This is a genomic window from Methylobacterium sp. C25, from assembly GCF_021352225.1.
Taxonomy (GTDB): Bacteria; Pseudomonadota; Alphaproteobacteria; order Rhizobiales; family Beijerinckiaceae; genus Methylobacterium.
In genome coordinates, this window is the sequence record NZ_JAAUVI010000020.1 from 17,057 (window position 1) to 28,115 (window position 11,059).

The 11,059-nt window shown below is 58.7% G+C and carries 13 protein-coding genes; 5 read left to right on the forward strand and 8 right to left on the reverse strand.

The window, feature by feature from the left end; genetic code table 11:
• Positions 1–172 precede the first annotated feature (172 nt).
• From HCU64_RS24715 to HCU64_RS24740, 6 genes are all read right to left on the reverse strand, one after another.
• The gene (locus HCU64_RS24715) at positions 173–1,078 is read right to left on the reverse strand and encodes a lytic transglycosylase domain-containing protein (protein WP_233387106.1); all 906 of its coding nucleotides are present in this window, start codon (positions 1,076–1,078) and stop codon (positions 173–175) included.
• 414 nt (positions 1,079–1,492) lie between these two features.
• Positions 1,493–2,422, reverse strand: coding sequence for a CsgG/HfaB family protein (locus HCU64_RS24720; protein WP_233387107.1), 930 nt, complete (start codon positions 2,420–2,422; stop codon positions 1,493–1,495).
• 48 nt (positions 2,423–2,470) lie between these two features.
• On the reverse strand, positions 2,471–2,764 hold the full coding sequence (locus tag HCU64_RS24725) for a curli assembly protein CsgF (RefSeq protein WP_233387109.1): 294 nt from the start codon (positions 2,762–2,764) through the stop codon (positions 2,471–2,473).
• Between the two features lie 44 nt (positions 2,765–2,808).
• Positions 2,809–3,321 (reverse strand): hypothetical protein, encoded by a 513-nt coding sequence (locus HCU64_RS24730; protein ID WP_233387111.1) that lies wholly within the window; start codon positions 3,319–3,321, stop codon positions 2,809–2,811.
• Entirely contained in the window at positions 3,306–3,692 is a 387-nt protein-coding gene (gene csgH, locus HCU64_RS24735; protein ID WP_233387113.1) for a curli-like amyloid fiber formation chaperone CsgH, read from the reverse strand. The genes HCU64_RS24730 and csgH overlap by 16 nt, the downstream gene beginning before the upstream one ends.
• A 71-nt stretch (positions 3,693–3,763) precedes the next feature.
• Positions 3,764–6,367: a beta strand repeat-containing protein gene (locus HCU64_RS24740; protein WP_233387114.1), complete on the reverse strand. Its 2,604-nt coding sequence runs from the start codon at positions 6,365–6,367 to the stop codon at positions 3,764–3,766.
• A 789-nt stretch (positions 6,368–7,156) separates the two neighbouring features.
• On the opposite strand from HCU64_RS24740, the gene HCU64_RS24745 reads away from it, so the two are divergent.
• Positions 7,157–7,576: an XRE family transcriptional regulator gene (locus tag HCU64_RS24745; protein ID WP_233387115.1), complete on the forward strand. Its 420-nt coding sequence runs from the start codon at positions 7,157–7,159 to the stop codon at positions 7,574–7,576.
• 2 nt (positions 7,577–7,578) lie between these two features.
• On the forward strand, positions 7,579–8,022 hold the full coding sequence (locus HCU64_RS24750) for a hypothetical protein (protein WP_233387116.1): 444 nt from the start codon (positions 7,579–7,581) through the stop codon (positions 8,020–8,022).
• 50 nt (positions 8,023–8,072) lie between these two features.
• Here HCU64_RS24750 and HCU64_RS24755 read toward each other — a convergent pair whose 3' ends face one another.
• Positions 8,073–8,558, reverse strand: a complete 486-nt coding sequence (locus tag HCU64_RS24755) for a hypothetical protein (protein ID WP_233387117.1) — start codon at positions 8,556–8,558, stop codon at positions 8,073–8,075.
• 503 nt (positions 8,559–9,061) lie between these two features.
• Entirely contained in the window at positions 9,062–9,400 is a 339-nt protein-coding gene (locus HCU64_RS24760) for a hypothetical protein (RefSeq protein WP_233387118.1), read from the reverse strand.
• A 433-nt stretch (positions 9,401–9,833) separates the two neighbouring features.
• Here HCU64_RS24760 and HCU64_RS24765 point away from each other — a divergent pair, with 433 nt between their 5' ends.
• From HCU64_RS24765 to HCU64_RS24775, 3 genes are all read left to right on the forward strand, one after another.
• Positions 9,834–9,953, forward strand: a complete 120-nt coding sequence (locus HCU64_RS24765) for a glyoxalase superfamily protein (protein WP_267922696.1) — start codon at positions 9,834–9,836, stop codon at positions 9,951–9,953.
• 96 nt (positions 9,954–10,049) lie between these two features.
• A complete protein-coding gene (locus HCU64_RS24770) occupies positions 10,050–10,532 on the forward strand; it encodes a hypothetical protein (protein ID WP_233387119.1) in 483 nt (160 codons plus the stop codon).
• Positions 10,533–10,753: 221 nt separating this feature from the next.
• Positions 10,754–11,059: hypothetical protein (locus HCU64_RS24775; protein WP_233387120.1), on the forward strand; the 306-nt coding region annotated here is incomplete at its 3' end.

The window sequence follows — 11,059 nt, forward strand, 5'->3', positions numbered from 1 at the left end:
ATGCTAAGCGCTTGAGCCGGCTGACCTCCGCTGGCAAGCATGAGGACTTTGACATGGCAGCGATCCCCGACTGCGGTCGAGCAGCGAACGACTGCTTTGGATGGAATTCTGCCGATCCGTTTTTGGCCGCAAATCTAAAAAACGGAAGTACAATGTTTGCTTTCCGACCCTATCAGTAGGTCTTCTGCGATAAACAAGTAGGGCATAAACTCAGCTCTGCAGTGGCGGCGGTCGATCGGTAGGACGCCTTGGTCGATCGCCTTGCAACTACCGACTGTTGGACCACGTCTGTCACGACTTTGGGCTTTGAACCCGTCAGCGACGCGAGCAACTCCAGTTCCCAATTCTTCAGCTTGATGGTCTGAGCCTGTTTGGCGGCGGCAGCGCTATTAGCGAAGTGCACTTTGGTTTTGAGAAGATGTGCTCCAGGCGGCGCCCATTCCTCGGCGGTCCGTCCGGTGATGGCGAGGACATAACTACGAGTTTCAAGAGGCAACGTGCTGATGCCAGCAAGCCAACTCGATACGCGTCGAGAACCGGCATTGTAGGCCGCTGCGGCCAGTCCGATATTGCCGAACTGCTTGCTGAGATCGCTTAGGAAGGCTGCCGATTTCGGGAGGGCCTCGACTGGGTCGAACGGATCCTTGAGTCCTCGCAAGGCGGCGGTGGCTGGCATAAATTGGGCAACGCCCTGGGCACCTGCACGGCTGACGGCGCGATGGTTAAACCCGCTTTCTTGCTTGATCAACCGCAGGAAGTAGTCGACGGGCAGCGCATGCGCCATGGCGGCGTCCCGCGCCAACCTCTGCATCTCGATCTTGTCGGTAGCGAGTCCATCGGATGGACGGTTTTGGGACGCGCGATGCAGGGTCTTAAGTACGAGGGGTATCGTGGTGCCGTCGCGAAACTGCTCGGCCAGGACTTCCCGTATCGCACCTCGATCGGCGGTGCTCGCCTGGGCATGAGGTTGCGCGGCCACAACCGAGCAGAAAGCGGGAATCAAAAGAGCGCCAACCAGAATGCGCCAGGATACGCCAGCTGTATTTGAAATGCGTGTATTAGGGATGAATGAAAACATCAATCAGGCCCGCCACTTGTGCATCGACTTAAATAAAAGGTTTTATTCTGAGGAGTTTTTCGGTAGACGCCTATATTGATCAGTATCGAAAGGACTTATCGTGCTACGCCCCGCCATAATTCTTCTCGTACTGTCGTGGCCCTCGATTACCCCGGCTGCCGACGCGCGGCATGCCCGGCAGCACCATCCAAAGCGCGCAACATCCGCCTTCGATCCGGCATCAGAGGCCCGGATCAGCCAAGTTCCGGATCGTCGTTCGGCTCCGGCACGTCCGATTCCCGAGGGGGAGGCGAAGAATGCTCCGGTTCAGGGCCCGACGGCGCCGGCGACCTGCAACGGGCAGAATGCGTCTTCGCCTGCGTGTTACACCGCCACACAGCAGGTTCGCCCTGCCACACGCTGAGATGAGGCAGGTCAACCTTTGCTGGAGACAGTGTCTGGGGCTTGGGAGACAGCCTCGGGCACCGGCGCCGGGGTGACTGTGAAGTCAACGGCGCGCCGCTGCTCATCGAGCGCACGTAGGTAGGCCTCTCCCGCGACAACGTCACGGAACTTCCAGAGCTTATTTCGTGCGCCTTCGAAAATCAGAGAGTAGACCGCGAGTTGCATTCCTTCCCGCACGGCAAGCGTCGTCGGAGAGTTCTTGGTGAAGCCAGCCTCAGCTTGGAGAAGCTGGTCGACCGCCGCAAATTTGAACACAGTGCCGTTGACCAGAACTGAGTAAATCGTTTTGGTAGTCGTTACCGAGGCAAGAACGCGTCCGGTCTGTACGCTGACTGCGCGCAGCGCAACAGTAACGATGTCTTGGCGATATTGAGTGTTGCCGCCTATTCCGAGATAGTTTGCGCCGATTCCGCCTGTGGTTTCGTTGGAATCGTAGCCAATAATACCGCCTTGAAGAGCAATTCCTGCAAACCGCAGCGGCGGCAAGCCGGCCGCTTTTTCGCCTTGGACTGCGGTCCGAGTGTTTTGGATAATTTGCCTCTCCTGCAAGAGCGAGGCGAGTTCGTTGCGCTCAACGACATTGAACCAGCGTCCGCCACCAGCCTTGACCAGGACGTCCGTCAGAATAGCCGCACCGCCCTGGGTCGTTGCGCGAGAAAATTCTGCAAAATTGTCGTTCGGCTTGTTTTGGCCGGTCAGGTCCGGGAAGCTGTAGACAGCGACGTCGAGCGCCTGGACCGGCGGAGGCAGCTTGTCGAGGACCACGCCCGACTTCGTTTCCGGCACGAGCGTGGCAGGCTGCGCCACAGGGTCAGCGATCGTCCCCGTTGCGGCGATGCATCCGGCCAGGCTACAGGCGCAGATTAACACTGCAGCTGTGCGCGCAATCACCATCATCATTCTGAGCCCCCAAAGCTCTTCTTGTATTTTTGATCTATCCGCGTCGGCTCAGGGGTTACTTGGAATGGCAGTTCCGCCGATGATGATTGTTGGTGTTGCAACGCTCGTCGAGTCGCCGAGCTTACTTAGAGCAGCATTGAGGCCCGAGAGATCGGGGGAGTTCTGGCCAGACTTGGCGCCAAGCCCTTGAGCCTGCGCGGTCGAGAGAAGAAAGGTCCCGTTCAATGGGTTGCCACCGAAGGTGGGGCTGACCGGTCGATAGACCTGCTCAGTAGCCGAGGCAGAGGTGGCGCCGATGAGGCCGCCGAGGAAGCCGACAAGGGCTAAAGCCGAAAATCTCATTCCCCAACTCCAATACTGAATTATGGTATTTAGCGCGCCGCTCCTTAACGCTTGATCAATAGACCTCCATTTGGAAGCCGTGCGATCAACATATTAACCGGAGCAGAACCCTGAGGCTGGATTACACCGACATTTAAGCCTTGGGTGCCCAGTAGCACGAGGTTCGAGCGAAGATTGTCACCAGCTTGCAACACGCCGGCTCGATTCTGACTTCCGATCATTCCGACCGTAGAGTCATTGTTAATACCAGCCTGCACGTGCAGCGCTTGATTGTTGGTTCCGACCTGCAGCGTCTGCGCGAGGTTTTGCCCCGTTCCGCGCATGGCTGCCGCTTCCGGTGTCTGCGGAGCAGTATAGGCCGCGTGAGGACGCGTGATGGTCGGCGCAGGGACGTTGAGCAGAGTCGCAGCAGCTTGAACCGGCACTGCAGTGCCGCTCGCCATCTGCGAGATGTAAGCCGATTCAGCCTCAGCGGCAGACGGTGGCAATGCGAACAGAACGGCCAACGCGAGGTAGGCGCGAACAGTCTTTGAAGTCAGGGTCATGGAGATTGGCATGACGTGCTTCCTTGATCCCATTCGAGAATCAGCTTGGCTTCGTAGTGACCGCGCGCGGAGCCATCCAAGGCGAGGCTTGAGAGGGTCGTCTCGGTGCCGGAGGCGAGCGAGAAGTCACCGCTCTGGATGTTCTGGCTGGTTCCGGTCTCGCTTCGTTTGAGGACGAAGAGCCGGTACCGGCCCTGGAGATCCGAGTCGGATCGCGCAACGGCTTGGAGGCGAAGGAGGCGGGAGGACGAGTCGGAGCGGATGTGACACGACACGCCCATGACCGGCTCCTTCGGAGGTACAGGGGGCGTCATGGCGGAGGCGGCCCCTAAGCTGCCGACGAAACCCGCGAGGACCGAGATCGACGAGAGGGAGCGGCGCATGGCCGGTCTGCCTTGGCGAGAGCTCAGAAAAGGGAAGCGGCGGACCCGAAGGTCCGCCGCTCCGTTTTGACTTAACGCTGGACCGTGATGGCCGCGTTGCGATAGCCGAACTGCGCGGTGACCGAGCTGTTGGTCACGTTGCCGCCGGTCGACTGCGAGGTCAGGGCGTAGTTGTTCGCACCGACCTGCACGGTGGCCTGCGTGTTGGCGCCGATCATGGCCTGCGGGCCGGTCTGCTGGAACGCGTTGGCAGTGTTGTTGTAACCGACCTGCGTGATCAGCGAGCCGTTGGCGCCCCCGGAGAGCGGGTTGGCGATCGCCTGGGACGTCAGGGCGTTGTTCTTGACGCCGAGCTGAAGCGTCGCCGCACCGTTCGCACCAACCGAGAGGCTGCTGCTCTTCTGAACCGTGGCGGCCGTGTTCAGCGCACCAACCTGAACAGTGGCCGATCCGTTGAGGTTCGCCGAATCGGACTGGTTCGTCTGGCTGGTGAGGGCGGTGTTCTTGTAGCCGACCTGGAGCGTGCCCTGAGTGTTCAGGCCATTCTTCTGATCGACGATCGCAGCGTTCTTCACGCCGATCTGCGCGGTGGTCGAGTTGTTCGAAGCCGGCAGGAGGGTCGCGCCACTCTGGGAGGTGAGCGCCAGGTTCTTCACGCCGAGCTGAACGACGGTCGAATTGTTGTCGACGCCGTTCAGCGCGATCAGATTCGGTACCGTCAACGAAGTTGCGGTTGTCTGAAAGGCAATGCCTGAGTCGAAGGTCGGTGCGTTGAAAGCAACGAAGATTGGCTTTTTGCTCCCCAGGACTGGAGTGGTAACCGAACCGAGATCTGCCGTGCTTCCGCCGGTCCGCCGCCCCTCGGATGACTGAGCAGTGACCGCCGCGTTACCTACGCCAACCTGCATCGTAGTCGCGACGTTTGTGCCGCCCCGATATGCCGGAAGCGTCACCGGAATGCTCAACAACGTCGTTTTTTCATCCTTGGCATCGTGGCCGGCCCACACGTCAATTAAAGTAAAGAATGGGAACGTCGTGGTCGAAACAACCTTCGTTCCCTCCCACGTCGAATAAGCACCTGACGTGGTGTGAGCCGTTGTCACAATGGCTCCAGGTGCCGCTGCACCGCCCTTCGACGCCTGAGCGGTCAGAGCAGTGTTGCCAATACCAGCTTGAACCGTCGACGAAGCGTTGTTCAAACCTTGAAGGTTGCTCGCCTGGTCGGTCGCCGAGAAGTTACGAGCGCCGATCTGTAATGTGCCCTGGCCGTTGTTGCCGCCGTCCTGACCAACGAGCGACACGTTGCCGAAGCCGAACTGGGCGGTGGTCGAGTCGTTCATGCGGGTGCCGGAGGCGCCCTTCTGAGTCGTGGCAGCGAGGTTGCCGCCGCCGACCTGCAGGGTGTCCTGCTTGTTGTTGCCGTCCGTCTGGCCGACCAGTGCGGCGTTCAGGACGCCGAACTGGGCAACGTTTGAGGTGTTGGGCCCAGCCTTCGCGTTGTCCTGCGTGGTCAAGGCGAAGTTGCCGGCACCGACCTGGAGCGTGCGCTGATCGTTGCGGCCGCCATCCTGACCGACGACGGTGCTGTTGCCGACACCGAACTGGGCGATGCTCGATTCGTTTGAGCCGTTCGCGCCGCCAGTCTGACCAGTGATGGCAGCGTTCCGCACGCCGACCTGCAGGGTCTCCTGCACGCTGTTGCCACCGGTCTGGACGGCCAGGGAGCCGTTCTGCACGCCGAACTGAGAGGTGGTCGAGACGTTGGCGCCGCGCGTCGCTTTGTCCTGCGAGGTCACGGCGACGTTGCCGGCGCCGACCTGGAGCGTGCGCTGATCGTTACCGCCACCGTCCTGGCCGACGAGGGAGCTGTTGGCGACACCGAACTGCGTGGTCGTCGACTTGTTCTCGCCGTTCAAGCCACCGGTCTGACCGGTGACGGCACCATTGCCAGCACCAACCTGCAGGGTATCCTGGGTGTTCTTGCCGCCGGCCTGACCGACCAAGGCGCTGTTCTTCACGCCGAACTGAGCGGTGGTCGAGTCGTTCGAGCCGAGCGTGCCGCCGGTCTGGCCGGTGACGGCGCCGTTCTTCACGCCAACCTGTAGGGTATCCTGAGTGTTCATGCCGCCAGTCTGACCGACCAGGGCGCCGTTCTGAACACCGAACTGAGAGGTGGTCGAGCCGTTGCCGCCGAGGCTGGCATCCTTCTGGCCGGTCACGGCGACGTTGCCGGCGCCGACCTGGAGCGTGCGCTGATCGTTACCGCCGCCGTCCTGGCCGACGAGCGAGCTGTTGGCGAAGCCGAACTGAGCGGTCGTCGACTCGTTCGAACCATGCGTTCCGCCGGTCTGGCCGGTGACGGCGGCGTTCTTCGCGCCGACTTGGAGCGTGCCCTGGTTGTTGCCGCCCTGGCTCTGGCCGACGATGGCGCTGTTCCGCGCGCCGAGCTGCACGGTGCCCGAGTTGTTCTTCTTGGTGCCAGCGGTCTTCTGCGTGGTCAGCGAATTGTTGCGTGCGCCCGCCTGGAAAGTGGTCTGCTTGTTGTTGCCACCGGTCTGATCGGCGACAGCACCGTTGAAAGCGCCAACCTGCGCAATGAACGACTCGTTTGTTTCGGCAGCAGAAAGCGCCGTGGTGCTCGCGAGAACGAGCGCCAGTGCTACTGACGTCTTCATAGGGGGATGCCTACTCTGTCCGGGCGGGCCACTTAATATGCGGCCACTGTGGGGCTCACGACCATTCGCTGCCCTCGGAGCGAGTTAATGCATTCTTAACAATGCCGACGCAAGGGTTTTGATTAAAATTCAGTTAATTCAGCTCAGTGCCAAATACCGATCGGTATACGATTTATCAACAGGTGGGCTAAAAACACCACAAAAAGTATCTTGTCACCGCTTTAGAGTCATGAGATCGGTCGGCCTCGTGATCGACAGACTGGATTTTGGTCGAGGTGAAATACCATTGAATAAGCGGGCGCCAGGGCGGATTAAATCAGATTACGTACGGTAAATGACGCGTGGCCCGTCGAAAGATTTGGTTAAATGAACTGTGTCAAATTTGGGACCGAAAGTTGCGGCGCAGGAGATATTTGTTGGTTGGCTTTTTGAGCCTATTTCAATAAAAACATGCGCCTTATAAGATAAATAAGTTATATTCGCGTTCGAGAATTGGTTAGGAATGGGATAACGCTGTATATGCCAAAAATTTGCGTAATACATTTGTAACCCAAAACCAAAGGTAGACAGGTTTTTCGCGGCTGATGGCAGTACGTGGCATGCAGATCGCGTGGATAAGTAGTAACTTCAACAAGCATTTGTCGTATAAATTTTGATATTTGTTAGATTAAGAAGCTTTCGGAAGAAATTGATTAGATTTCTTGGCGAACAGACGGGCGTCCTGGGGCTGGCTGGGTCATCGAGAAAGTCATGTGTTCTCGATGGATCGGCAAGGAAGAGAAACGGCAGATGAAGTCCTACCGGTTCAGCATCGGTGCGCGCTCGCAAGGCGTGGGCCGTTTCATTGGGCACGTTCGTAGCGAGTTGACTAACGCCCTGCACGAAGAGCGCGGGGCATCAAGCGCCACGGTCCAGGCCATTGCAGACAAACTCCAGATCCCGCGTTCTGCAGTTAACCGGCAACTGGCCGGTCTCCAGCATCTGACTCTCCGCTCCGTCGCTGAGCTTGCATGGGCACTCGACCGGGAGATCGTATTCGAGGTTCGCCGTCCGCAGACTTTTGCGGGACAGAATGACCTTCCTGACGTCTCGACCCTAGCCTCGCCGGCCCCGTTAACTATATCCGCGACCTGCTCGCCAGCAACGACGCTTCCGCCCGCGCGCCAGATCCGTGTGCAGCCTCGGCAAATGCTCAGGAAGAGCGCCTGAACATGAGCAGGTATGGCTATTCGATCTTCTGCGATGACGTACGAAACGAGGTCGGAGGAAAACTGAGCTTCGTCGGATGTTACAATGCTGTGATGTTCATTCCGCGCGTAACGTCGTTCTTCTTGCCAAAGTTCTGTATTCATACACACATCGTCTCTCCGGCGGCGGAGCCATTTAGGTCGATCTACGTTCGTTGTTATGCACCCGGGAGCTCGGAGCCGATTGTCGAAGAGTTAATCGACACGCCCGCGCTGAGTGATCAGCGAAGGCTCGTATCGGAGCTGGAAACAGGGCGGGAAGCGCCGAAGATCATCGTGGCGGCGGCAAGCATCATCCTGTCACCCTTCGAAATCCGGGGTCCTGGTCTGATCAGCATGCGCGCTGTCGTCGACGACGCTCGAGACGAGGTGAGCCTCGGATCCCTGCGGGTCGTTGTTGCCGATTAGGACTCATCGCGAAGACGTCGCGAAGCCCCGAAGCCGACCGCAACCGTCCCTTATAGCGACAGAACGTCTTTGGGCACGCTGCCTGCGCCGTGAAGGCTTTCTTCGATGCCCATCTCCCGGCGGATACGTCTGACTTCGAGGCGATAGCCGCGATAGAGGTCGTGGTCCTTCACGCGATCGGCCGAGTCGCCATAGACCGCAACGAAACAATCTTTCATCGGAAACCAGCCGAAGATCCGCACGTCCGGAGTCTTGAATTCCCAGACGGGGTTTCGTTCGACTTTGACGCAGCGGAATTCCCTGCGATGCGTCAGCGTTCGTCCCGCAACGTAGCGGTAGAACAAGTCGTCGATTTGCTCGAGGGGCGTGATATCGGATTCGATGGTCGACGGTTCGTGCCCGCGCGCACGCTCGTCGAGCCATGCGAGGAAGCCTCGGGTCCCGTAGAGCTGCCTCATTGGCAACTCTCTCGGGCCCAACTCGATCTCGATCGGCGTGATAGCACCGTCGCGCAACGGTTTAGCTAGAGCTTCCACTCGCCTCCGGCCTCAGTCCATCACGCACCGAATTGCTGAAGCAAGCACAGAGGCCGCGCCTTGTGCGTCAGCCGATCAGAGTGATCCGTGCAAGAGACAGCGCTTTACGCAACCAGCGACCTGCCAGATCCAATGCCATGCGCAGAGGTCCGCATCAACGACCTTCGCGCTATGTGACGGCCACGTGCTGAGTAGGCAAAGCGTTAGATGGTTCTCATTCAGCAACGCAACCAGTTCATAATCTCGCAATGCACTGTTGCTACTGATCAGCGCGACACACCTGCGGATCCTTAGCGTCTGCTGTAGAAGCTCTCATCGCACATTACAGCCCTTGAAGGGCGGATAGATCGCCGTTGCCGACCGATTTGCGCGAGAGAGTCGTGCATGCCGTGGAAGACGGCCTTTTGCGACGTGGAGAGGACAGGCGCTTCGAGATCAGCCTATCAAGCGCACTATACTTTATCTGTCATTGCGATATATCAGTAATAAGCTATGCTCAATATCTAACGGCCGCGGTTCGATTGAGATATCACAGCAACGTTCCCAGTCCCTTGCTGGAAGAGTGCTGCAGCGTTTCCGAAACCCGTTTGCGTCACGGTTGCGCTATTGTACGAGCCTGCTTGAATCACCTGAGCCACATTCGCTGAGTTTGCTGATAGAGAAGGTTGTGGGGCTGCGAGCAGCTTAATTGGTGCCGCAAGCGTAGCGCTCGCTGTATTAAAGGCGGAGGAGGCGCCGAGTTGCTTTAGCGCAGCCTGCGAAACATACGCCTCATCGGCGATGCTGACGCTCATTTGCAAGCCAATCCAGATTGCGACGAGCCTAATGATCGTGATCTTCATCAAAAACAATATCCTTGCTGATAAAGGATTGCCTCAAATCACTTAAATTCGAGTAAATTAGCTGCCCGACCCCAATAACTGAGTTGTGTGCGCCCGAGGGGACACTGCCAGAACGTATGTCCGCTACCGGCGGCACCGCGGCCGCGCGTGTTCGGCCGGACCGGGTCGCAAGCAGCAGGGCCGGTTGGGATCGGAAGCAGCGAGGCGCTGAAGTAGGTTTCCAGAGTCTGATCACGGCCGCCGCGTGACACCCGCTTAGCTTGACACCAGTTTCTGTTGACGCTCTTCTGCTACCGGCCAGTGCAGCCTGCCGCTCGCGCCGCAAGGTTCGGTGACGCATCCGCCATGAAACGATCGGTCTGACCCTTGAGGGTGGTCCCATCGGCAACGCGAGCCCCGATTGCGATGACCGCCCGGTTCAAGGATCGGACGTATGCAAACATCACAAGACCCGAAGGCCATGGCGAAGACGCTTCGTCAGGCACTTGCCGAACGCGGTATCGATATCTCTCATAGCGACAGTCTGGAATGTGTTGCCCGCCAACTTGGGTAGCGAGATTGGAACACACTATCGGCCCAACTTGACCGACCCATCCTTCGCTTCCCCGAAGGATGGTCCGTTAGCGGCACACGCATCGACGACTACGACATGGGGCTAGATCCGAAAGAGAGCTGCGCGCTTATCCGCTACCGCGCCATTTTCGGGAGTCACCCTGGCAATACACCCACGGGCGGGTTCGGGGCCTTGATGCAGAGCTTCCTAGCTGCCGATTATCTAGAGAAACGCCTCAAACTTACGGCGCAGCTGAAGTCGCAGGATGCCAGCGGGATTGCGTCGCTCTGGATGCGCATCGACGCGGAACGGGGCCACACTCTGGGTTTCGATAACATGGAAGGTCGAACGATTGATGGGCCGCTCCAGGGCACCGTTGGGTGGCGGGACAGGTACATCGTGATGGACGTTCCGGCTTCCGCTCAGTCCATCCACTTTGGTTTCTTCCTACGTGGTGGCGGCAGTGTCTGGGCACGTCATTTCCGTTTCGCAGACGTCGACGACACAATCCAAACGACTGATTCAGGGATGCCTCGCCGAACTGTGCCCATCAATCTTGATTTCGCAGTAGCATCATAAGCGCCTTATGCTCCTGGCGATTTCGATCGCCAGGATGCCTCGGACGGCAACTTTTGGGCCTTCGGCAATGTATCGCCAATCGCTCATTTGGGTCGTGCGCCGCCCGACCGCTTGGGGTGAAGTTCCAACTGCCGCCATCAGAGCAACATAGGCTTCAAAACAGACGGATTTTCGCCCCTGCATGACCCTTCTCGGATCATGCTGTAGGCAATACCTCTAGCATGGACGACGCTTTCGACCACTTGATGATGGGCCACGCGCTCGAAGAGGCTCAGCGGGCCTTAGCCAAGCTGCACTTCCCTGTTGGAGCAGTGTTGGCAACTGGCCGACAAATCATCGCAACCGGTCATAAGGCTATGGGGTGTCAAACAGCGTTGAACATTGACCCCGGATCGGCGTCCAAAATTGGCTCTGACTCACTCTCGCTGATGCCGTGGGCGTTGAGGTTGCGGACATCCATGATGGAGCCGCAGCATGCGTCATCGCTTTCGCTCGTCGAGCCTCGTACCCACTGGATTCCTCGTCGA

Bases quoted from the DNA above. Each gene is read 5' to 3' on its own strand.
- HCU64_RS24730 (WP_233387111.1), bottom strand. From the start codon at position 3,321: ATGCCAATCTCCATGACCCTGACTTCAAAGACTGTTCGCGCCTACCTC.
- HCU64_RS24720 (WP_233387107.1), bottom strand. From the start codon at position 2,422: ATGATGATGGTGATTGCGCGCACAGCTGCAGTGTTAATCTGCGCCTGT.
- HCU64_RS24770 (WP_233387119.1), top strand. From the start codon at position 10,050: ATGGGGCTAGATCCGAAAGAGAGCTGCGCGCTTATCCGCTACCGCGCC.
- HCU64_RS24745 (WP_233387115.1), top strand. From the start codon at position 7,157: ATGAAGTCCTACCGGTTCAGCATCGGTGCGCGCTCGCAAGGCGTGGGC.
- HCU64_RS24750 (WP_233387116.1), top strand. From the start codon at position 7,579: ATGAGCAGGTATGGCTATTCGATCTTCTGCGATGACGTACGAAACGAG.
- HCU64_RS24715 (WP_233387106.1), bottom strand. From the start codon at position 1,078: ATGTTTTCATTCATCCCTAATACACGCATTTCAAATACAGCTGGCGTA.
- HCU64_RS24725 (WP_233387109.1), bottom strand. From the start codon at position 2,764: ATGAGATTTTCGGCTTTAGCCCTTGTCGGCTTCCTCGGCGGCCTCATC.
- HCU64_RS24740 (WP_233387114.1), bottom strand. From the start codon at position 6,367: ATGAAGACGTCAGTAGCACTGGCGCTCGTTCTCGCGAGCACCACGGCG.
- HCU64_RS24760 (WP_233387118.1), bottom strand. From the start codon at position 9,400: ATGAAGATCACGATCATTAGGCTCGTCGCAATCTGGATTGGCTTGCAA.
- csgH (WP_233387113.1), bottom strand. From the start codon at position 3,692: ATGCGCCGCTCCCTCTCGTCGATCTCGGTCCTCGCGGGTTTCGTCGGC.
- HCU64_RS24765 (WP_267922696.1), top strand. From the start codon at position 9,834: ATGCAAACATCACAAGACCCGAAGGCCATGGCGAAGACGCTTCGTCAG.